The sequence below is a fragment of the Mycetocola spongiae genome, from assembly GCF_020424085.1.
Lineage (GTDB): Bacteria > Actinomycetota > Actinomycetes > Actinomycetales > Microbacteriaceae > Mycetocola > Mycetocola spongiae.
The window spans coordinates 1259550-1279173 of the sequence record NZ_CP080203.1; the positions used below are offsets into that span (position 1 = coordinate 1259550).

The 19624-nt window shown below is 67.7% G+C and carries 17 protein-coding genes; 11 read left to right on the top strand and 6 right to left on the bottom strand.

Annotated elements, in window-relative coordinates:
* Positions 1-36: 36 nt before the first annotated feature.
* A complete protein-coding gene (locus KXZ72_RS05835; RefSeq protein ID WP_226082903.1) occupies positions 37-783 on the bottom strand; it encodes a gamma-glutamyl-gamma-aminobutyrate hydrolase family protein in 747 nt (248 codons plus the stop codon).
* Between the two features lie 270 nt (positions 784-1053).
* On the opposite strand from KXZ72_RS05835, the gene KXZ72_RS05840 reads away from it, so the two are divergent.
* The 5 genes from KXZ72_RS05840 to KXZ72_RS05860 all read left to right on the top strand — a co-directional run bounded on the left by KXZ72_RS05840 (position 1054) and on the right by KXZ72_RS05860 (position 6042).
* Positions 1054-3042: a TPM domain-containing protein gene (locus tag KXZ72_RS05840; RefSeq protein ID WP_226082904.1), complete on the top strand. Its 1989-nt coding sequence runs from the start codon at positions 1054-1056 to the stop codon at positions 3040-3042.
* Positions 3043-3088: 46 nt separating this feature from the next.
* On the top strand, positions 3089-3853 hold the full coding sequence (locus KXZ72_RS05845; RefSeq protein WP_226082905.1) for a PspA/IM30 family protein: 765 nt from the start codon (positions 3089-3091) through the stop codon (positions 3851-3853).
* A gap of 99 nt (positions 3854-3952) precedes the next feature.
* Positions 3953-5410 (top strand): dihydrolipoyl dehydrogenase family protein, encoded by a 1458-nt coding sequence (locus KXZ72_RS05850; RefSeq protein ID WP_226082906.1) that lies wholly within the window; start codon positions 3953-3955, stop codon positions 5408-5410.
* Positions 5407-5766 carry a Fe-S oxidoreductase gene (locus tag KXZ72_RS05855; protein ID WP_226082909.1) on the top strand — a complete coding sequence of 120 codons (360 nt, stop codon included), beginning with the start codon at positions 5407-5409 and terminating at the stop codon, positions 5764-5766. The genes KXZ72_RS05850 and KXZ72_RS05855 overlap by 4 nt, the downstream gene beginning before the upstream one ends.
* Before the next feature lie 93 nt (positions 5767-5859).
* Complete coding sequence (locus tag KXZ72_RS05860; RefSeq protein ID WP_226082910.1) at positions 5860-6042, top strand: YegP family protein; 183 nt, start codon at positions 5860-5862, stop codon at positions 6040-6042.
* A 38-nt stretch (positions 6043-6080) separates the two neighbouring features.
* Here the strand turns inward: KXZ72_RS05860 and KXZ72_RS05865 are convergent, their stop codons facing one another.
* Positions 6081-6599, bottom strand: coding sequence for an SIP domain-containing protein (locus tag KXZ72_RS05865; protein ID WP_226082911.1), 519 nt, complete (start codon positions 6597-6599; stop codon positions 6081-6083).
* A 240-nt stretch (positions 6600-6839) separates the two neighbouring features.
* Between KXZ72_RS05865 and KXZ72_RS05870 the strand changes: the two genes are divergently transcribed.
* From KXZ72_RS05870 to KXZ72_RS05890, 5 genes are read left to right on the top strand one after another with little or no spacing between them, the layout of a single operon-like run.
* On the top strand, positions 6840-8339 hold the full coding sequence (locus KXZ72_RS05870) for an ABC transporter substrate-binding protein (RefSeq protein WP_226082913.1): 1500 nt from the start codon (positions 6840-6842) through the stop codon (positions 8337-8339).
* The gene (locus KXZ72_RS05875; protein ID WP_226082914.1) at positions 8336-9289 is read left to right on the top strand and encodes an ABC transporter permease; all 954 of its coding nucleotides are present in this window, start codon (positions 8336-8338) and stop codon (positions 9287-9289) included. Before KXZ72_RS05870 ends, KXZ72_RS05875 begins: the two co-directional genes overlap by 4 nt.
* Positions 9286-10122 carry an ABC transporter permease gene (locus tag KXZ72_RS05880; RefSeq protein ID WP_226082915.1) on the top strand — a complete coding sequence of 279 codons (837 nt, stop codon included), beginning with the start codon at positions 9286-9288 and terminating at the stop codon, positions 10120-10122. The genes KXZ72_RS05875 and KXZ72_RS05880 overlap by 4 nt, the downstream gene beginning before the upstream one ends.
* The gene (locus KXZ72_RS05885; RefSeq protein WP_226082918.1) at positions 10119-10910 is read left to right on the top strand and encodes an ABC transporter ATP-binding protein; all 792 of its coding nucleotides are present in this window, start codon (positions 10119-10121) and stop codon (positions 10908-10910) included. Before KXZ72_RS05880 ends, KXZ72_RS05885 begins: the two co-directional genes overlap by 4 nt.
* Positions 10907-11722: an ABC transporter ATP-binding protein gene (locus KXZ72_RS05890; RefSeq protein WP_226082920.1), complete on the top strand. Its 816-nt coding sequence runs from the start codon at positions 10907-10909 to the stop codon at positions 11720-11722. Before KXZ72_RS05885 ends, KXZ72_RS05890 begins: the two co-directional genes overlap by 4 nt.
* Positions 11723-12130: 408 nt before the next feature.
* Here the strand turns inward: KXZ72_RS05890 and KXZ72_RS05895 are convergent, their stop codons facing one another.
* Complete coding sequence (locus KXZ72_RS05895; RefSeq protein WP_226082921.1) at positions 12131-12637, bottom strand: MarR family winged helix-turn-helix transcriptional regulator; 507 nt, start codon at positions 12635-12637, stop codon at positions 12131-12133.
* 141 nt (positions 12638-12778) lie between these two features.
* On the opposite strand from KXZ72_RS05895, the gene KXZ72_RS05900 reads away from it, so the two are divergent.
* Positions 12779-15823, top strand: a complete 3045-nt coding sequence (locus tag KXZ72_RS05900; protein WP_264159472.1) for an efflux RND transporter permease subunit — start codon at positions 12779-12781, stop codon at positions 15821-15823.
* Between the two features lie 69 nt (positions 15824-15892).
* Here the strand turns inward: KXZ72_RS05900 and KXZ72_RS05905 are convergent, their stop codons facing one another.
* Genes KXZ72_RS05905 through KXZ72_RS05915 form a run of 3 tightly spaced genes read right to left on the bottom strand, consistent with a single transcriptional unit; the run spans position 15893 to position 19551 of the window.
* Positions 15893-16315, bottom strand: coding sequence for a hypothetical protein (locus tag KXZ72_RS05905; protein WP_226082925.1), 423 nt, complete (start codon positions 16313-16315; stop codon positions 15893-15895).
* A gap of 10 nt (positions 16316-16325) precedes the next feature.
* Positions 16326-17186: an ankyrin repeat domain-containing protein gene (locus KXZ72_RS05910; protein ID WP_226082927.1), complete on the bottom strand. Its 861-nt coding sequence runs from the start codon at positions 17184-17186 to the stop codon at positions 16326-16328.
* Positions 17179-19551, bottom strand: coding sequence for a Tex family protein (locus KXZ72_RS05915; RefSeq protein ID WP_226082929.1), 2373 nt, complete (start codon positions 19549-19551; stop codon positions 17179-17181). The genes KXZ72_RS05910 and KXZ72_RS05915 overlap by 8 nt, the downstream gene beginning before the upstream one ends.
* Positions 19552-19624: the final 73 nt, after the last annotated feature.

Genomic DNA, 19624 nt, shown 5'->3' on the forward strand with positions numbered 1-19624 from the left:
AGCCCGCGCCCGCGGGGCTTTTCAACGACACGCGCCCTATGCGGCCACAAGACGTCGCGAAAACCGGGCATCGGCCAGCTCCGCCTGCGCGGAGAGCCCGTTAATCAGCAGTTCCAGCTGGCCACGCACGGCGGCCGGGGCCTCGGGGTGCCACTGCACGCCCGTGATCGGAAGGCTGTGGTGCTCGATGGCCTCGGGCAGGCCGTCGTGGGCCCAGCCCGCCACGCTCAGGCCCTCACCCAGGGAGGCAATGACCTGGTGGTGGGCGCTCTGCACAAGCACGTATTCGCCGCCCAGCAGGGAGGCCAGCCGCGAGTTCGGGTCCAGCAGCACGGGGTGCTCGGTGAGGATATATTCCACCGGGAGGTCCTCGTTGCGGTGCCCGGGAGCCTCGATATGCTCCACGAGGGTGCCGCCGAGGGCCACGTTGATGATCTGGTGTCCGCGGCAGATTCCGAGAAGGGGCGTGCCCCGGGTGGCGGCGCGACGCACCACCGCAATCTGGGCGGCATCGGCGCGGGGGTAGTGGGTGCCCTCGCCCACATAGCCGCTCTGTCCGCCATAAAATACGGGGTCGATATCCTCGCCGCCGCACACCACGATGGCCTCGGCCTCGGCGGTGGCCGCGAGCAGGCCCACGGTGCCGAGGGCATCGGCGGAATGGCGCTGCACGGTCCAGCCCGAGGCGGAGGCGGTGCGCACGAGGGTATCGATCATGGCGCCGGTATAGCGGTTATAGTCGCGGGCATTGGGTCGGGAGGAAATCACTTCGATGACTGCCATTATTGGTCGAGCATTCATGGGTTTTCCTCCGTTCGGTATGTGTCCATTCTGGACGGCTCCCCCGGGTATTTCCACTCGGTCGTCATGTTTCGTCACGCGGGGATGGCCGGGCGTTACCGGGGCGGCCCCCGGGGAGATGACCGAAGAATTGCACAAACGTTTGTGGACTACTTGACGGTCGCGGCCCTAGACTCGCCTTACGCACGTGACAGAGGAGGGTGGCTCATGCGGATTCGATGGAGCTGGGGGGCGGCTTTAATTGCCGTACTGATGGTCTTTGGTGCCACGGGCACGGCCTCGGCCATGGTCCCCGCCGAGTCCCCCGTGCAGCTGGGTGAGGGCCGGATTATTGACTCCTCGGACGTCCTCACCAACGGCCAAATAAAGGACGTCACCACGAGGATCACCGAGCTGAGCGATCGCTCCGGGGTGGACCTCTGGGTCGTATATGTGGATACCTTTGATAACCCCACCGATCGCGCGGACTGGGCCAATACCGTGGCCGAAAAGAACGGGCTCGGAAGCAACCAGTATCTGCTCGCGATCGCCACCGAGAGCCGCAATTATTATCTGTCCGGGGACTCCGCCGGGCCGGTCTCCGATTCGGCGCTCTCGCAGATCGAGGAAAAGCTCATCCTGCCCGCACTGCGCCAAAACGACTTCCCCGGGGCGGCGCTGGCCGCGGTCACCGGGCTCCAGGAGGCCGTATCCGGTAAAACCCCCGGGGCCCCCTCGGGCGGCGGGGCCGGGGTGCTGATCCTACTCCTGGTCATCGCGGTCATCGCGATCCTGATTTTCTTCTGGCTGCGTCGCCGCCGCGCCCGCAGCGGAACCGCGCGGGAAGGCGGGGGCGCCGCCTCCCGCCCGATCGCGGAACTCGAGCGCGAGGCGGGAAGCGCCCTGATCGCCGCCGATGACGCCGTAAAAACCGCCGAACAGGAGCTCGGTTTTGCCCTCGCCCAATACGGCGAGGACTCCACCACGGAATTCGGGGCGACCCTGGTGCGCGCCCGCGCCACCCTCGCCGAGGCCTTTAAACTCAAGCAGAAACTCAGCGACGATATCCCCGATACCGAGGCCGAGGTGCGCGAGTGGAATACCCGGATCAGACAGCTCTGCGGCTCCGCAATCGCGGAGCTCACCGAACAGACCGAGTCCTTCGGCGCGCTGCGAGCCATGGAGGCCGATGCCCCCGCGCTGATTGAATCGATTCGCAGCGAACGCGAGCGCGCCAGCGCCGCGGTGGAGGCCGCCCGCGTCACGCTCGCGGCGCTGACCACCCGCTTCAGCCCCGCCGCCCTCGCCCCCGTGGCCGATAATATCGAGCAGGCCGGGGAGCGCCTCGCCTTCACCGATACAGCGCTGGGTGTTGCCCAGCAGGCCCTGGCCGCGGAGGATCGCTCGCGCGCCGCGGTGGCGCTGCGCGCCGCCCGCGATTCGGCCGCACAGGCGCTGGCCCTGACCGAGGGCATCACCCATCGCGGAGACGAACTGACCGCCGCCGCGGGCCAGGTGCAGGCAGTGCTCTCCGATCTGGAACACGACCTCGCGGCCGCCCGCGGACTCCCCGATCCCGAGGGACGCTTTGCGCGCGCAATCTCCACCACCGAACGCGCGGTGGCCGCCGCGCGCTCGGGCACGGGAGATCCGGTCGCCGATCTGGCCTCCCTCCAGGCGGCCACCGCCGAGATGGACGGCGTTATCGCGCAGGCCCGCGGCCTGCAGGTGAACGCCGAGCGGGCCGCCAGCTCGCTTCAGTCCACCCTGATTGCGGCGCAGTCCCAGCTCTCCGCGGCCGAGGATTACATCACCGCGCGGCGCGGGGCCGTGGGGGCCGATGCCCGCACCGCGCTGGCCGAGGGCGGCCGCAGCTTTGTGCAGGCGCGCGAGCTCGCCGCGGTGGATCCCGCGGCGGCACTCGGTCACGCCCAGCGCGCCCAGCAGCTCGCCGGTCAGGCACTGAACCTCGCCCAACGCGATGTGGGCGGATTCCAGGGCGGCGGGGGCGGCGGCATGTTTGGCGGCGGTACCTCCGGCGGCAACGGCGGCGGGCTGGGCGGCGCGCTGCTGGGCGGAATCATCATCAACTCCCTCCTGGGCGGCGGTAATTCCCGCGGCGGCGGCTATGGTGGCGGCTATCGTGGGCCCTCCGGCGGCGGACGCTCCTCCGGTGGCCGCGGTTCCTCCGGGGGTCGCTCCTCGGGTGGCGGCGGACGCTCCTCGGGCGGCCGCGGACGCAGCGGCGGCGGCCGCTTCTAAGACCTCTCCTCTTTCATCTACAGAGCACTAATCGAAAGGAAACATCATGGCAAAGCAGTCTATTTTCGGGCGGATCACCACGCTCGCGAAGGCCAATATCAACGCACTTCTCGATTCGGCCGAGGACCCGCAGAAGATTCTTGACCAGCTGGTGCGGGACTATACCAATTCCATCGCCGACGCCGAGAGCGCCATTGCCGAGACCATCGGCAACCTGCGCCTGCTTGAGGACGATCATAAAATGGACGTTAATGCCGCCGCGGAATGGGGCGGCAAGGCCCTCGCGGCGAGCGCCAAGGCCGATGAGTATCGCGCCGCGGGCAATGCCGCCGATGCCGATAAATTTGATAACCTCGCGAAGATCGCCATCCAGCGCCAGATCGGGGCCGAGAACGAGGCCCGCGCGGCCGAGCCGCAGATCGCCTCGCAGACCGATATCGTCAATAAGCTCAAGGCCGGATTGACCAGCATGAAGCAGAAGCTGGAGGAGCTGAAGTCCAAGCGCAGCGAGCTCGTGGCGCGCGCCAAATCCGCCGAGGCCCAGTCCAAGGTGGCCGATGCCGTCAAGAGCATCGATATCCTCGATCCCACCAGCGAGGTGAGCCGCTTCGAGGATAAGATCCGCCGCGAGGAGGCCAAGGTGCGCGGTGCCGCCGAGCTGGCCTCCTCCAGCCTCGACGCCCAGTTTGAGAGCCTCGATGACCTCGGCGAGCTCTCCGAGGTGGATGCCCGCCTCGCCGCCCTCAAGGCGGGGCGCAGCACGCCCGCCGTGGAGGCCCCCGCCTCCGCCCCGTATACCCCGGGAGCATAATCACTCCTCGTTATTTTAACCACGGCCCGGGTAAGGCCCCCGCCTCTCCCCGGAGGGCGGGGTATCTGCCCGGGCCGTAGCATTTGTGAAAGGCACGGCATGACCCCCCAAAAGACTCCCGATTCCCCCAACCGCAACGAATACGATGTGATCGTGATCGGGGCCGGCCCGGTGGGTGAGAACATCGCCGATTATGTCCGCCGCGGCGGCCTGCGCCCCGTGATTATCGAGGCCGAGCTGGTGGGCGGGGAGTGCTCCTATTGGGCGTGCATGCCCTCCAAGGCGCTGCTGCGCGGCATCACCGCACGCTCGGCCGCGCTGCGCGTGGCCGGGGCGGCGCAGTCCGTGACCGGTCCGCTGGATATCGCCGCGCTCCTGGGCCGCCGCGATGGTTTTACCTCCCGCGGGGATGACGCCGGACAGGTGTCCTGGCTCGAGGGCGCCGGAATCGACCTTATTCGCGGTCGCGGCCGGCTCAGCGGGGTGCGTGAGGTCACCGTGACCGCCGCCGATGGTTCCCGCACGGTCCTCACCGCGCGCCGCGCCGTGGCCGTCGCCACCGGCAGCGTTCCCGTGATCCCCGAGATTCCCGGGCTGGCCGAGGCCCGGCCGTGGACAAACCGCGAGGCCCTCTCGCTCACGTCCGTCCCGGAGTCGGTCATCATCCTCGGCGGCGGCGTGGTGGCCACCGAGCTCGCCACGATCTATCGCGGCCTGGGCAGCGCCGTGACCGTGATCGCCCGCAGCGGGATTCTCGCCGCGCAGCCCGAGTTTGCCCGCGAGGCCGTGGTGGAGGCGCTGACCGAGTCCGGCGTCAGGATCATTCGCGATTCCCCGACCCGGGTGGAGCGCACCGGGGGCAAGGTCAGCGTGCTCGTGGCCGGGGAGACCCATACGGCCACGGAGATTATTGTGGCCACGGGCCGGCGCCCGGCCACCGCCGATCTGGGCCTGGAGCGCCTCGGGCTGCGCCCGGGAGATCCCATCTATGTGGATGACGAGATGCTGGCCGAGGACTGCAATGAGGAGTGGTTTTATGCCGCTGGCGATGTGAACGGGCGCGCCCCCCTCACCCATCAGGGCAAATATCAGGCCCGCGTGGCGGCCGCGAGTATCCTGGCGCGCGCCGCGGGTACCCTGCCCGTGCCGAACCCGGCGTTTAGCGATACCGCGGCCACCGCCGATCATGTGGCCATCCCCGCCGTGATTTTCAGCGATCCGGAGATCGCCCATGTGGGGCTCACCGCCGAGGAGGCGGGTGACCGTGGTCTGAGCGTGCGCGAGGTGGACTTTGACCTGGGCGCGGTGGCCGGTGCCGCGCTGATCGCGGACGGCTATCGCGGCCACGCCCGGATCACGGTGGATGAGGATCGCGAGGTGATCCTGGGCGCACATCTCGTGGGTCAGGACGTCGCCGAGCTGCTGCACGCGTTTACGATCGCCGTGGTGGGCGAGGTTCCCCTGGATCGGCTCTGGCATGCGGTGCCGGCGTATCCCACGATGAGCGAGATTTGGCTACGCTTGATCGATACCTATCGGGAGGACACCACCGCGTGAAGCTGTTTCTAGATTCGCCGCTGAGCTGGCTCGGCTATGCCTATGCCACGGCGGTGGGTCTGGCCTGGGGCGCGCTGTGGTCCACGGGCAAAATACGGCGCGAGAACGGCCTGTTTATCTTCACCGGGATGCCCTCGTGGACGTTTGGGCGCGGCGGCTCCTGCGTGGGCGCCTGCTATCTGACGGATCATAATGTGACGCCGGATGTCCTCGAACACGAGGCCGTGCACCGCGTGCAGTGGCGGCGCTATGGCATGGCATTCCCGCTGCTCTATCTTTTTGCGGGCCGCAATCCGTTGCGCAACCGCTTCGAGATTGAGGCCGGCCTGGAAAAGGGCGGCTACGTGCGGAAATAACCCCCGTTTAGGGGAAAGATTGCCCCGTCCCCGGCGCAGTACGCTGTGAGCAGTTTCGGGGAAACGATGCCCCGACGGGCGAAGGGGAAAAGCATGTCGGGAAAATTTGAACTCTATACGGATAAGGCGGGCGAGTACCGCTTCCGGCTGAAGGCCGCCAACGGCGAGGTGATTGCCGTATCCGAGGGATATAAGGCCAAGGCGAGTGCGCTCAACGGCATCGAGTCGGTGCGCAAAAATGCGGCGGATTCCCCCGTGGTGGAAATCGAAAAATAAAAGAACCCCGGCATCCGAGAGGATGCCGGGGTTTCTTTTTAGTGGCGCGAGCCGATGCCGTATTTGCGCGGCGTATGAATATGGGCCGGGTCCATGCCCAGCGTATCGGTGAGGTAGTCATAGGAATCGGCCACGGCACTGAAGTGCCCGGCGAGCCAGACCTGCGCCCGCGGCTCATGGGCCTCCGCGGGCTCCACCTCGGGGCTACAGAGCATCTCGCCGGCCCAGCCGATCACGGCGCGGCCGAGGGCCTGGCCCGGGGCGCACGGCAAACCGCTGCCGGGGGCACCGCTGCGCTCGGAGCGCACAAGCCAGCTGACCACCATGCGCGAGGGGGCGCCCAGCTGCGAGACCTGCTCGGGGGTGTCCACCTCGATAAAAACTCGGCCCGTGGCGCAGATGGGTAGCGTGGCCAGCAGAGCCTCGATCTCGGGGAGGTCGCTCAGACCGCCGGAGATCAGGTGTGCCAGGCGGTGCGCGTGATCGGATGCCGAGTGCGCCGCCCGCGCCGAACGCAGCGTGGAGTGCGCGTGTGAGCCCGGGTTCATAATTGTCATAGCGGTTTCAGTATAGGCTTACCTAACCTTTAGCGCCAGTGCCGTGTCGGGTGGATTTTTCTCGGGGAAAACCCCGGCCACGATTCCGTCACGAATCGCTGTATTGCCCCCTTCTACGGCAAAATGGGGTCTGGGTCCCCGCGTGCGGGCCCGGGCGGCGCAACATCCACTTTCCCGGGAGGGAGCGTTAGGATATGCGAGGCCTCCTTCACAAACGGCAGGCGAAAGGTAAGCGTTCCCATGGAGAAATCTCGTATCCGAGCCGTTCTGGCCCTCGGACTGATTGCGAGCCTCACGCTGGTCGGCTGCTCCGCGCCGGGCGGAGGGGGCACCTCCGCCGCGGACAGCGTGCGCGTTGGCCTGGTCCTGGAGCCCACCGACCTGAATATCCGCAAGACCTCCGGGGTGGCCCTCGACCAGGTACTGGTAGATAACGTCTATGAGGGCCTGGTGCGCCGCGATGCCGATGGCTCAATCGTGGACTCCCTCGCCACCGAGCACAGCGTCTCCCCCGATGGCCTCACCTATACCTTTAAGCTCGCGAGCGGCGTGACCTTCCACGACGGCGGCCCGCTAAGCCCCTCCGATGTGCTGTGGTCGCTGAATCAGGCGCGCACCGATGAGACCATCAAGGATCACGTGCTGCTGTCCAAGGTGGCCTCGATCACCTCGCCCGATATGGGCACCATCGTGATCACCCTGAGCGAGCCCGATAGCAATCTGCTGTGGGCCCTCGGCGGCCGCGTGGGCCAGATCCTCGAAGAGTCCTCGGCCAATGACCTGGCGCTCTCGGCCAATGGCACGGGCCCCTATACCGCCAAGGCCGGTTCCTGGAAGCAGGGCGATAGCCTCACCCTCACCCGCAACGATAGCTACTGGGGAAAAAAGGCGGGCGTAAAAGAGGTGGTCTTCCAGTACATCCCCGATGCCACCGCCGCGGTTAATGCCACCCTGGGCGGCGATCTCGACGTCCAGACCGGCGTGAACGCCAATCTGCGCAGCCAGCTCGAAAACTCCCCCGATTTCACCGTGACCGATGGCCTCACCACCGATAAATACACGCTGGTTTTTAACCAGGAGCGCGCGCCACTGGGCGATCCGCGGGTGCGCGAGGCGCTGCGCGTGGGCATCGACCATGCCGCGCTGATCCAGGCCATCGGCGGCGCGGGTGTGCCGCTCGGGGGCCCGATCCCCGAGCTTGATCCCGGCTATCAGGACCTGAGCAACCGGCTGCCCTTTGATCCCGAGCGCGCCCGCGCGCTGCTGGCCGAGGCCGGAGCCTCCGATCTGAAGCTCAGCCTGTCCATTTCCAACCACTACGGCACCGATATCCCCAATGTGCTGGTCTCGCAGTTCAAAAACATCGGCGTCACGCTAGAGGTGAAGCGCATGGAGTTCCCCACCTGGCTGAACGACGTATATAAAAACCATAATTTTGACCTGTCGATGGTGAACCATGCGGAGTCCCGCGATTTTGGCAACTGGACCAACCCCGATTATTACTTCGGCTATAACAACCCTCGCGTGCGGGAGCTTTTTGCCGAATCGGTGGCCGCAATCGAGCCCGAGCAGGCCGCGGCAAAGCTGAGCGAGGCCGCGCTGATCGTGGCCGAGGATAACCCCGCCGACTGGCTCTATACCGGCACCGCAATCACCGCGATCCGCAACGGCATCACCGGGTTCCCCACCGATTCCACCACCTCCCGCCTCTATCTCGGCAATCTCGCCGTCACGGAGTGACCCGCTTTATCCTCACCCGTCTGCTCCTGCTTGCGCTGGGGCTGACACTGGCGAGCCTGCTGATCTTTTTTACGCTGCGGCTGCTGCCGGGCGATGTGGCGCAGGTGATCGCGGGTACCGATTCCTCCCCCGAACAGCTTGCGCATATCCGGGAGAGCCTGCACCTGGACGATCCGCTCCTGGCCCAGTACGGTTCCTGGATCGGCGGGATTCTGCACGGCGATTTTGGGAACTCGGCGATCACCGGGACCCCGGTGGCCTCCGAGCTGGTGCAGAAGGCCGAGGTCACGGTGCCGCTCGCGCTGCTCTCGCTGCTGATCGCCCTGCTGATCGCGGTCCCGCTCGGGGTGGCCTCCGCGCTGCGGCGCGGAAAGCTCTCGGGCACGCTGCTCGGCGGCGGCGCGCAGGCCCTCGCCGCGGTGCCCGTGGTCTGGGCCGGCATGATGCTGGTGATTATTTTTTCGCTCTGGCTCGGCTGGCTTCCCGCGCAGGGTTTCCCGCGCCAGGGCTGGGCCGATCCGGGCCGCGCGTTGACAGCGCTGCTACTGCCGGCCATCACGATTGGGCTGGTGGAGGGTGCGGTGTTGCTGCGCTTTATCCGCTCCTCCACGATCGACGCGATCGGTCGCGATTATGTGCGCACCGCCGCGGCCGGCGGCCTGACCCGCACCCGCGCGCTGATCACCCAGGGGATGCCCGCGGTGGCGCTCTCAACCCTCTCGGTGCTGGGCATTCAGGTGGCCGGGCTCCTGGTAGGGACCGTGCTTGTGGAGCAGCTCTTCACCCTGCCCGGGATCGGCCGGATGCTTGTGGCCGATGTGGGCAATCGGGATCTCCCCAAGGTGCAGAGTGAGATCCTGATCCTCACGGCACTCGTGCTGATCATCGGCACCCTCATCGATATCACGCATCGGGCCCTGGACCCGCGACAGCGCGAGGCCGCCGAATGATCGGGCGGCTGCTGCGCCATCCGGCCGGGGGCTTTGGGCTCACGGTCGCCGCGCTGGTATGCCTCGCGGCGGCGGTCTCGCTGCTCTGGACACCGCATGATCCCGTTTTCACCGATCCGGCCAATGGCTGGCTCACCCCCTCCCTTAATCACCCGTTTGGCACCGATAATTCGGGCCGGGATATCTTCAGCCTGATCCTCGCCGGGTCCCGGGTCACCGTGATCGTGGCGGTCTTCTCCGCCGCGCTGGCCGGCGTGATCGGGATCATCCTGGCGGCGCTGGGCTCGCTCACCCGGCGCTGGTTCCGGGAGACCATTGCGGTGCTCATCGACGTATTAATCGCGTTTCCCACGATCCTGATTGCGCTGCTGCTCGCGGCGGCCTGGGGCGGCTCCCTCGCGGTGGTCATCGGGGCCGTGGGCATCAGCTTTGGCGTGAATATCGGCCGCATCACGCGGCCCGAGATTCGCGCGGTATTGCACTCCGATTATGTGCTGGCGGGGCGCGCCGCGGGGCTGAGCAACCTGCGGGTGCTGTGGCGGCATATCCTGCCCAATGTGGCACCGGTATTTATCGTGCAGCTGTCCTGGTGCATGGCCCTCGCGGTGCTCGCCGAGGCGGGACTCAGCTACCTGGGCTATGGCGCTCCCGCGAGCATGCCCTCCTGGGGTCGGCTGCTCTCGGAGCTGCAAACCTATATCGGGGTGCAGCCGCTCTCGGTGCTGTGGCCGGGACTGGTGATCACGATCACGGTGCTCGGTTTTAACCTGCTCGGCGATGGCCTGCGCGATGTGACCGATCCGACCCTGGACCGTAGGGAGGCCACGGCATGAGCCTGAGCGTGGAAAACCTGAGTATTCGTTTTGGCACGACCACCGTGGTGGATGACGTGAGTTTTCGGGTGGGGCCGGGCGAGCGCCTGGGCCTCGTGGGCGAGTCAGGTTCGGGGAAATCCCTGACGGCCCTCGCCATCCTGGGATTGCTGCCCGCGGAGGCCGAGGCCAGCGGGAGCATCCGGGTGGATGGCGAGGAGATTCTGGGCCGACCCGATCGTGAGGTTGCCCGTTTGCGCGGCGGCCGGATCGGGATGGTCTTTCAGGAGCCGCGCACCGCGCTGAATCCGCTGCGGGTGATCGGCCGCCAGATAGCAGAGCCGGCCCGGATCCACGGCCGCCTGAATCGGGCACAGACGCGGGAGACGGCGCTGAGGATGGCCTCGCTGGTGGGGCTGCCGGAGCCCGCCGAGCTGCTCCGCCGCTATCCGCATCAGCTCTCGGGCGGGCAGCGGCAGCGCGTGAGCATTGCCGCGGCGCTCTCGGCCAGGCCGCGGCTGCTGATCGCCGATGAGCCCACCACCGCCCTGGATGTCACGGTTCAATCGGAGATCCTGGCGCTCTTTGATCGGCTGGTGACCGAGACCGGCAGCTCGCTAATTTTTATTACCCATGATCTTTCGGTGCTGGCGCGCATCGCCGATTCCGCGGTGGTGCTCTCGCACGGCCGGGTGGTGGAGCAGACCTCGGTCGAGACCCTGCTGAGCGCACCCGCCTCGGAGCTGGGAAAGCGGCTGCTCGCGGCCGCGCGGCGCACTGCCTTTCACCCCGGAACGGAGCGGCCATGAGCCCGAGCGAGTCTCCCGAGTCCGGGCCGGTGCGTGCGCTGCCGGGCCCGGTGATGCTGCGCGCGAGCGGCGTCTCGCGCAGTTATCGTGGGCGCGGCGGCCGGCGCGTGGCGCTGCACCCCACCGATCTCACTGTGGAGGCGGGCGAAAGCCTGGGCATCGTGGGCGAATCGGGTTCCGGGAAGACCACGCTGGTGCGGCTCCTCACCGCCCTGGATGCCCCCACCACGGGCGGGGTGGAGTTTCATGGGCGCGCGCTGGCAGGCATGCGCGGGCGCGACCTGCACTGGTTCCGGCGGCATACCGGGCTGATTTTTCAGGACCCGTATAGTTCCCTGGACCCGCGAATGAGCGTGGGGCAGATCGTGGCCGAACCGCTATGGGGCCTGGGCATCGGCGGCGATCGCCGGGAGCGCGTGCGCGAGGTACTCCTCCAGGTGGGCCTGGAGCCGGGGCTTGCCTCGCGCTATCCGCATCAGCTTTCGGGCGGTCAGCGCCAGCGCGTGGCCCTGGCCCGGGCGATCGTGCATCGCCCCTCGCTGCTCGTGGGTGATGAGCCGCTGAGTGCACTGGATGTCACGGTGCGGGCGCAGATCCTGGAGCTGCTGGTGGGCCTGCGCGAGGAGCTGGGGCTGAGCCTGATCCTGGTCTCCCATGATCTGGGAGTGGTGCAGGAGCTCTGCGAAAACGTGGCCGTGATGCACGAGGGCCGCATCGTGGAATCCGGTCGCACGGCGGAGGTTTTTGCGGCCCCCACCGAGGCCTATACGGCCCGGCTGCTGGCCTCGGCGCTGACCCTGCCGCCGGGCTGATTGGGCAACTGCATGGGCGGCCTATGCGCGGAGAGGTAGGGCGGCGGCCGGGCAGCCCCGGGTGTACTCCCCCACGGCCGCACCCCGCCGCGGCAGCGGGAGACTATCGGGGCGGCTAGCCCTCGGCACGCTTGATCGCGGGCGGACCGGAATACTCGGGGCGGAGGGTGAATACCCATAACGCGCCACGCCTCCGCCTGGCCCCGTGCGGATCCGGCGCTCCCCCGAGGCCTGCGTGAACTCCGTGGGCAACGCTATCGCCCATTCGTCCGGGTCCCGCCCCCGATCGCCGTCCCCGATATTTCCCCCGCAAATCCCGGGCCTGCCGGATCGCGTGGGGCAGGTTTATAGGAAGTTGAAAGCGCCGGCGCTAATAGATATCCGGCTCGGGTGCGGGCTAACCCGATTTTAGGCCGGGGTCGGGGCGCCCGCGGGGGCCGCGGGCTCGGCATCGTCCTCATCGGCGAGGAACATCGCCCGACCCAGTGCCTCCACACCCTGTACCAGCGCGCGCAGGTCCTCCATCGACATCAGGTGGAATACCGTGCGGCGCAGCTCGGGCTCGGTCACGATCAGCTGGCGCACCACGGCCTGGCCTGATTCGGTGGGCACCAGGTGGCGCACGCGGCGATCGGTGGCATCGGCGGTGCGGCGCACCATGCCCTGCTCCACGAGCCGGTCCACGATGCCCGAGACCGTGGCCAGGGTGATGCCGAGGGTATCGCCGAGCTGCTGCGCGGTGGCCTTGCCCTCGCGAATAATGATGATCCCCAAAACCTTCAGCTGTTTAACAGTAAGGGGGAGATCCAGGAGTGTGCTGAGCGATTTATTCAGCTGGCGGTTCTCCGTATCGTGCTGAAATGCGCCAAAGCGGGCGATGAGCTCGTCCCGTTCGGTCTGCTCGGACCGCGACATCGCGACCTCCTCTCGGCGTTCCCACGCCCCAAAAACTACTTAGCCTCATGCTAATCTTAGCCCGTTGCTAACCATCCCTATTTTATAAGGACGTTCACCACAGTGCACAGACTTGCCAAACTCAGCCTAGCCAATCGCGCGGTGGTTGCGTTACTTACCCTCCTCATCACCGGCGTGGGCCTCTTCTCGATGGCCTCCCTGAAGCAGGAGCTCATCCCGTCCATCAGCATCCCGCAGACCAGCGTGCTCACCGTCTCCCCCGGCTCCAGCCCGGAGGTTGTGGACGAGCAGATCGGTCTGCCCCTGTCCCAGGCGCTGAAAAACGTGGAAAACGTCGAGTCCGTGGTCTCCACGTCCTCGGCCAATGCCTCGATCATCACCGTCGGCTCCAAATTTGGCGTGGACCAGAACGAGCTCAAGGCCAATATTCGCGCGGCAATCGACTCGGTCACCACGCTGCCCGAGAAGGCCGAGCCGCAGATCATGGCCGGCAGCGTCTCCGATATCCCCGTGGTCTCCCTCACCGCCTCCGCGGACGGAAGCCTGCAGGAACTCGCCGCCAAGCTCCAGAGCATCGCCGTCCCCGCCCTGGAGGGCATCGAGGGTGTGCGCGAGGTGCAGGTCAACGGCGCCATCGTGGAACGCGTCACGATCAGCCCGAACCCGCTCGCCCTCGCGGCAGCCGGGCTCAGCCCCACCGCAATTGCCGACGCACTTGAGGCCAATGGCATCACCCTGCCCGTGGGTACCGTGCGCGAGGACGGCACGTCCCTCTCGGTCACCTCCGGCACCGCCGTGAACTCCGTGGAGGATATCCGCGGCCTGCCGCTCCTGGGCGCCGGCACCCCCACCACCATCGGGGACGTGGCCACCGTGGAGATCACCGCCGAGGATGCCACCTCCATTACCCGCACCAACGGCAAGGAGAGCCTGGCCCTCTCGATCACCGCCCTGCCCGATGCCGATATCGTGGCCATCTCCCACGATGTCACCGCGGCCCTGCCCGGCATCACCACGGATCTGGGAGCGGGCGCGAGCCTGGTCACGATCTTCGATCAGGCCCCCTTTATCGAGGAGTCCATCTCGCACCTGGCGATCGAGGGCCTGCTGGGCCTGGTCTTTGCCGTGCTCATCATCCTGATCTTCCTGTTCTCGGTGCGCGCCACCATCGTCACCGCGATCTCCATCCCGCTCTCGGTCCTGGTGACGTTTATCGGGCTGAACCTCGGCGGCTATTCGCTGAATATGCTCACCCTCGGTGCGCTCACGATTGCCATCGGCCGGGTCGTGGACGACTCGATCGTGGTGATCGAGAATATCCGCCGCCACCTGAGCTATGGCAAGCCCAAGATCGAGTCCATCCTCACCGGTGTGCGCGAGGTGGCCGGGGCAATCACCGCCTCGACCCTGACCACCATCATGGTATTCCTGCCGATCGCCCTCGTGGATGGCATGGTGGGCGAGCTCTTCCGCCCCTTCGCCCTGACCGTGGCCATCGCGATGGCCTCCTCCCTGCTCGTGGCCCTCACGATCGTTCCCGTTCTGGCCTATTGGTTCCTGGGTGAGCCCCAGCGCGGCGTTAACGAGGCCGAGGTTCAGGCCGCCGCCGAGGAGAAGGAACGCAAGAGCCGCCTGCAGCGCGCCTATGTTCCGCTGCTGCGCGGCACCCAGAAGCACCCCGTGATCACCCTGGTATCCTCCGTGGTCCTGCTGGGTCTGACGTTTGCGATGGTTCCGATGCTGAAGGTGGACTTCCTCGGCAGCACCGGCCAGAACAGCGTCATCGTGACCCAGGAATTCCGGACCGGCTCCGAGCTGGACGCCGTGAGCGCCCAGACCGAGGCCACCGAACAGGCCATCCTGGAAACCGAGGGTGTGGAATCCGTGCTGCTGACCGCGGGCTCGGGCGGCATGGCCGCGATGCTGGGCGGCGGTGGCGGAACCGCCACCTTTATGGTCAATACCGATAAGGACGCCGATCAGGGTGCCCTGCAGGAGGACCTGAAGAAGCGCTTCGCGAAGCTTGACGCCGCGGAAGACATCACCATCGGCGCCTCCTCCCCCGGCTTTGGCGGCTCCAGCGTGGACGTGATTGTGCGCGCCCACGAGGACGGCGACGCCCTGGCCACGGCCGCGGATCTGGTCTATGACGCCGTGAAGGATACCGATCAGGTGAGCGAGGTCGCCAGCGACCGCGCCGCCGATACGCCCTCGCTGCGCATCGATGTGAACCGCACCGCCGCCGCGGCCGCGGGCCTGACCGAGATCCAGGTGACCGGCATGATCGCCGCGACCCTCTCGCCCTCAAGCGTGGGCAGCGTGCACCTGGGCGGCAGCGAGCTCTCGATCTATATTAATAACGGCACCGTGCCGACCACCCCGGCCGAGCTGGAGGCGCTGATCCTGCCGACGATGACCGGCATGGTTCCGCTCACCGCCCTCGCGAGCGTGGAGACGGTCAATACCCCCGCAACCATCACCCGCGATAAGGGCGAGCTGATTGCGACCATCTCGCTCACGCCCGAGGAGGGCGCGCTCGGGGAGGTCACCGGCCAGGTCACCCGGGCCCTGGATAAGCTGGATCTGCCCGCGGGAGTCAGCGCCGAGGTTGGTGGCCTCAGCGCCGACCAGAGCGAGGCCTTCTCGCAGCTGGGTCTGGCCATGCTGATTGCAATCGCGATCGTCTACCTGCTGATGGTGGCCACGTTCCGTTCGCTGATTCAGCCGCTGATCCTGCTGGTCTCGATCCCGTTTGCCGCCACCGGGGCCATCGCCCTGCTGCTGGCCACGGGCCGCCCGCTGGGCATCGCCTCGCTGATCGGCATGCTGATGCTGATCGGGGTGGTGGTGACCAACGCGATTGTGCTGATCGACCTCGTCAACCAGTACCGCCGCCAGGGGCAGAGCGTGGCCGATGCCGTGTTCAACGGGGCCCGGCAGCGCCTGCGGCCGATCCTGATGACGGCACTCGCGACGATCTTTGCGCTGATTCCGATGGCGCTGGGTCTGACCGGGTCCAGCGGGTTCATCTCCCAGGACCTCGCAATCGTGGTGATCGGCGGGCTGATCTCCTCCACGGCCCTCACGCTGATCCTGGTGCCCGTGCTCTATCGCCTGATCGAGGGGCGCAACGAGCGCCGGCACGCGGCCCGCGAGGCCCGGCTGAACGCCCGCGCAGGGTCCTAACCCGCCGCGCCAAAACGGCACCGCCGCCCGGAATATCTTCCGGGCGGCGGTGCCGTTTTATGCGGGGTATTAGTCCCAGATCACCGAGTAGACGCGCGCGCCCGCGGGGATCTCGGGCACATCCGTGAACCAGTCATCGGGATAAACATAACCCTCGTTCACCCCCGTGGAATCCAGCCCCGAGGTCCAGGCCTCGCACTCCTCGGCACTCGCGGTGGTGCACAGCGCCACGGCCTCACCCGAGAGCACCCCAAAGGGCTCCTCGAAGGTCTCCTCGTGAATCTGCACCCGCACCCAGGCCACCTCGGGGCGGGCCTCGATCTCGCGGAAGCGGGCGAGGAAATCGGCGAGCGGCGGACGGCCATAACCCCACTCATTGGGCGCAATGGAATCCTGCACCGTATTGCCCTCAAAAAACTCGGCGAGGGTCAGCAGGGGGAAGCGGTCTTCGGCGGCGGCGGCGCGACGTCGCACCTCGGTGAGCTCGATCATGGTCCCGAGTTTACCCGGCGTCGAACTCGCCCTCGTAATAGCGGGCCAGAAGTTTAAACGGATCGGCAAAAAACTGCGGCCAGGTGCCCAGTATCGCGAGGCTCTCCCCGCAGGAGGTATCGCGGGCGATCACGCGACCCTCGTCCCGATCCCAGAGAATCTGGGTCTCATAACCGTCCACCGCGCGGCTGAGCCTGAGCACGCGGCGCCCGTTCACCTCAAAGGGCACGGCATCGGCCAGGGTGAAAAACGTGATCCAGCGCACGGCCGCGCCGCGCGGGGCACGCAGCAGCGGATCGGCGGCGCTCAAAAACCCGCGCAGGGTCTGCGGGAGCCGATATTCGGCGATGCGCTCCGCGACCACCTCGGGATCATGTTGATCCCAGGACTCAAACTCGCGCAGATATTCGGCCATCTCCACGCGGCCACGCTCAACCGCGATCAGATAGGGGCGCATGCCCTCGGCCTCCTCCTGGTCCACGGTGGCCCCGGCCTCAACCAGGGCGCGCACCATGTCCAGCTCGCCATAGCGCGCGGCGACCCCGAGCGCGCCCGGGCCCCAGGGATATACGGAATCCGGATCGGCATAATCCGGGTCCGCCCCCAGCCCCAGCAGGATAGCCACCGCCTGTTCATCGCCCGTGCCCACCGCCGAGCGCAGCGCGGCACCGGCATGATCGCGCGCGCGATGGCCCAGCTCGTGGATCACCGCGAGATTCTCATAGCGGTCGCCCGCGAGCGCCTCGCTAAAGGCCTCCCCGCCGCTCGGGGTGAGCGCGTCCACATCCGCGCCGCGCGCGGCAAGCCCGCGCAGGACCTCGGGCGTATCGTGGCGCGCCGCGAGCAGAAACTCGGCGTCGAGGCTAGCCACGGGACGGGCCCCCGCCCAGGCCCGCGCGGCGCAGCGCCTCGGCCATCGCGCCGTTGGCGGGGGCCGGGGCGGGCTTCTCGGGGCGGGGACGGGGCGGGCGGGCACCGCCGCGGGCGGGACGCTCCGCGCGCGCGGGTCGCTCCCCGCGGGCCGGGCCCGCGTCGCCCTCGGGCTCATCGTCCAGGCGCAGGCTCAGCGAGATGCGCTTGCGCTGCACGTCCACCGCCATGACCTTGGCCCGCACAATATCGCCGGGCTTCACGACCTCGCGCGGATCGCCGATAAACCGGTTACTGAGCTTGGATACGTGTACCAGGCCGTCCTGGTGCACCCCGATATCCACAAACGCGCCAAAGGCGGCAACATTGGTGACCTGGCCCTCCACGATGCTGCCCGGGACCAGATCGGAGATCTTCTCGATGCCCTCGGTGAAGCGCGCGGTAATAAACTCGGGGCGCGGATCCCGGCCCGGCTTATCCAGCTCGGCCAAGACATCCCTCACGGTGGGCAGGCCAAAGCGCTCGCTGACCAGGTCCCGGGCGCCCACCGCCGATAGCACCGCGGTATTGCCCAGCAGCCCGGCCACGGGGGTCGCGGTGGCCCGGGCGATGCTCTGCACCAGCGGATAGGATTCCGGGTGCACACCCGAGGCGTCCAGCGGATTTTCCCCGCCGCGCACCCGCAGGAAGCCCGCGCATAGCTCAAAGGCCTTCGGGCCCAGGCGCGGCACCGCACTCAGCGCGCGGCGGGAGGCGAAGGGGCCGTGCTCGTTTCGATAGGACACGATCGACTCGGCCAGGCCCGGCCCGATCCCGGAGACCCGGGTCAGCAGCGGGGCCGAGGCTGTATTCAGGTCCACACCCACGCCGTTCACGCAGTCCTCCACCACGGCATCCAGCGAGCGCGAGAGCAGGAACTCGGGCAGATCGTGCTGATACTGGCCCACGCCAATCGAACGCGGATCGATTTTCACCAGCTCGGCGAGCGGATCCTGGAGGCGGCGGGCAATCGAGACGGCCCCACGGATGGATACGTCCAGCTCGGGCAGCTCCTGGGAGGCAAAGGCCGAGGCCGAATATACCGAGGCCCCCGCCTCGGATACGGTCACGGCGGTGGGGGCCGCGGGCCCGGCCAGGCGCGCCACCAGCTCCGCCGCGAGCCGCTCGGTCTCGCGCGAGGCCGTACCATTGCCAATCGCGATCAGCTCGACCCCGTGCGCGCGCACCAGTTTTTCCAGCGTGGCCAGCGATTCCTCGCGGCGGTTATGCGGCTGATGCGGATAGATGGTGTCGTGGGCAAGCACCTTGCCGGTGGCATCCACCACGGCGATCTTGGTGCCGGTGCGCAGCCCCGGGTCCAGCCCCAGGGTGGGCCGCGGCCCGGCCGGGGCGGCGAGCAGCAGATCGCGCAGATTGGCGGCAAAAACGCCGATCGCTGCCTCCTCGGCGCGCTCGCGCAGCCGCGTGCGCAGGTCGCCCTCGAGCCGGGCGAGGATGCGGCCGCGCCACGCAGTGCGCACCGTGCCGCGCAGCCAGTCATCGGCGGGACGCGAGCGATGCGAGATGCCAAAGCGCGACGCGATGGCCCCCTCATAGGCGGTGGGGATATCGGGATCCTCGCTCACGCCCGGGGTCGGATCGATATCCAGGGAGAGGATCTCCTCCTTGGCCCCGCGAAACAGCGCCAGGATGCGGTGCGAGGGCAGCCTCGGCAGCGGCTCGGAGAACTCAAAATAATCGGCGAATTTTGCGCCGTCCTGCTCGCGTCCGCGGCGCACGCGGGAGACCATCGCGCCGCCGTTCCACAGCCGCTCGCGCAGCCGCCCGATCAGCTCGGCGTCCTCCCCGAAGCGCTCGGTGAGGATCGAGCGGGCACCCTCGAGCGCCGCCTCGGCATCGGCGAGGCCGGACGCGGCCGTGACATAGTCGGCCGCGGTCGCGGCGGGGTCCAGGCCGGGATTGCCCAGCAGCGCATCGGCGAGCGGTTCGAGGCCCGCCTCGCGGGCGATCTGGGCGCGCGTGCGGCGCTTGGTTTTAAACGGCAGATAGATATCTTCCAGCCCGGCCTTGGTCTGCGCATCGCGGATCGCGGCGCTCAGCTCGGGGGTGAGCTTTCCCTGCTCGGCGATCGCGTCGAGGATCGCGAGGCGGCGCGCGGCAAGCTCGCGCAGATAGCGCAGGCGCTCCTCCAGGGTGCGCAGCTGGGTATCGTCCAGCAGGCCCGTGGCCTCCTTGCGATAGCGGGCGATGAAGGGCACGGTGGCCCCGCCATCCAGCAGGCCCATCGCGGCGGTCACCTGATCCGGGCCCACCCCCAGCTCGGCGGCGATGAGCTGGGCAATGTTTTCCTGAGCGTGTGCAGTCACCGGTTTAGTCTGTCAGAAATTGGGCCGCCGCGTTCGGGCCGACGCGCGCCGCGTATCCCCGCGGCGCGCGCCG

Coding starts and splice junctions, on each gene's coding strand:
- KXZ72_RS05835 (WP_226082903.1), bottom strand. CDS start 783: ATGGCAGTCATCGAAGTGATTTCCTCCCGACCCAATGCCCGCGACTAT.
- KXZ72_RS05840 (WP_226082904.1), top strand. CDS start 1,054: ATGGTCTTTGGTGCCACGGGCACGGCCTCGGCCATGGTCCCCGCCGAG.
- KXZ72_RS05845 (WP_226082905.1), top strand. CDS start 3,089: ATGGCAAAGCAGTCTATTTTCGGGCGGATCACCACGCTCGCGAAGGCC.
- KXZ72_RS05850 (WP_226082906.1), top strand. CDS start 3,953: ATGACCCCCCAAAAGACTCCCGATTCCCCCAACCGCAACGAATACGAT.
- KXZ72_RS05860 (WP_226082910.1), top strand. CDS start 5,860: ATGTCGGGAAAATTTGAACTCTATACGGATAAGGCGGGCGAGTACCGC.
- KXZ72_RS05865 (WP_226082911.1), bottom strand. CDS start 6,599: ATGACAATTATGAACCCGGGCTCACACGCGCACTCCACGCTGCGTTCG.
- KXZ72_RS05870 (WP_226082913.1), top strand. CDS start 6,840: ATGGAGAAATCTCGTATCCGAGCCGTTCTGGCCCTCGGACTGATTGCG.
- KXZ72_RS05880 (WP_226082915.1), top strand. CDS start 9,286: ATGATCGGGCGGCTGCTGCGCCATCCGGCCGGGGGCTTTGGGCTCACG.
- KXZ72_RS05885 (WP_226082918.1), top strand. CDS start 10,119: ATGAGCCTGAGCGTGGAAAACCTGAGTATTCGTTTTGGCACGACCACC.
- KXZ72_RS05890 (WP_226082920.1), top strand. CDS start 10,907: ATGAGCCCGAGCGAGTCTCCCGAGTCCGGGCCGGTGCGTGCGCTGCCG.
- KXZ72_RS05895 (WP_226082921.1), bottom strand. CDS start 12,637: ATGTCGCGGTCCGAGCAGACCGAACGGGACGAGCTCATCGCCCGCTTT.
- KXZ72_RS05905 (WP_226082925.1), bottom strand. CDS start 16,315: ATGATCGAGCTCACCGAGGTGCGACGTCGCGCCGCCGCCGCCGAAGAC.